Genomic DNA, 1,140 nt, shown 5'->3' with positions numbered 1-1,140 from the left:
TAAATATGGATTACCAAATCTTGCTGGACCATCAGATGACGTAAAGTCAAAGTTTTCTTTTCCTACTTTTTTTGGATCTGTTTCTTCACTATTAAGGGGAATAACTGCAAAGTTTTCTATAGAGCGATTTCCATCATCATCGACGACAAATACAGCCTTATCGCTAATCTCGAACGCAACTGAATTCCAAATATACACTCTTTCGGCATAATCATCTTTATTATCTTTATAAGCCCATTGCTGTTGTGTATAAAATTGTTGGCTTGTACCTAATAATTCTCGTATCGCCGTTTCAGTATATTTTCTGGGTTTAAGAGTAGGAGATACCGGGGAGAAGAACAGTTTAATTGTTTCGAAAAAAACAGGGGATGCAAATCTACCTGGACCGTCCATATAATCATTAACATCAACCTCAATAGGGGTTCTGTAATCCTTATCCCTTATTAATGACTCATCGGATAAATCAGATGGTGTGGTTTTCTCGCCATATAAATACAGATTTGTCATTTCTTCTACTGTTGGTAAACTCATAGTACTACATTCCACAATGTGTTAAGATAATAACTTTATTTTTAATCGATATATCTATCAATAACGTCTACTAACCTATCTTGCAATGTTTTCCATTGATCAACATATTTTGGCATATGACTAAAGCTATAGGTAAACTCACCATTATAAAAAGTGTGATTACACTGAAGATAATCTTTATCAAAACAATCAATTAAAAATAAACGTTGCCCATTTAAAGATGAATAATAGTATTGTACTCTACTTTCCAAAATTTCCTTGGTTATTCTCCCCTTCTCATATACACCGTCTACGTATAGTTTTTCAATGTCATTTATTTGGTTTGTTTTCCCCAAGTAGAGATGAACAAAACTTGATAATCTATCACTACACGAAAAACCTTTTACCGGTTTGAAAAAGGGAGAGCACATATAAAAATCGATTCTTGAAGTAGAAACAGTCCAATCAGGTTCAACACGTTGATCTCTTGGATATGAAAAAGTATAGCCCTCTAAATAAAACCTAATCGTATTATCTTGGCCATCACCAATATTTTCCATAAAATTCTTCTTTGGTGTACAATAAATTGGCTCATTTCCGAATGTTACTCCTGCTTCGAATTTATTTGAA

2 protein-coding genes are annotated in these 1,140 nt (G+C 33.3%); both read right to left on the bottom strand.

What is annotated here, in order from left to right:
• Window positions 1-531: hypothetical protein (locus KCG35_RS25515; protein ID WP_215822664.1), on the bottom strand; the 531-nt coding region annotated here is incomplete at its 3' end.
• Between the two features lie 41 nt (window positions 532-572).
• Window positions 573-1,140, bottom strand: a 568-nt coding sequence (locus KCG35_RS25510) for a hypothetical protein (RefSeq protein ID WP_215822663.1), incomplete at its 5' end; no start/stop codon positions are given.

It is taken from the genome of Zooshikella harenae (genome assembly GCF_018837975.1).
GTDB lineage: Bacteria > Pseudomonadota > Gammaproteobacteria > Pseudomonadales > Zooshikellaceae > Zooshikella > Zooshikella harenae.
Note: the sequence above shows the minus strand (reverse complement) of the source record. Positions and strands in the feature narration are given on the sequence as shown.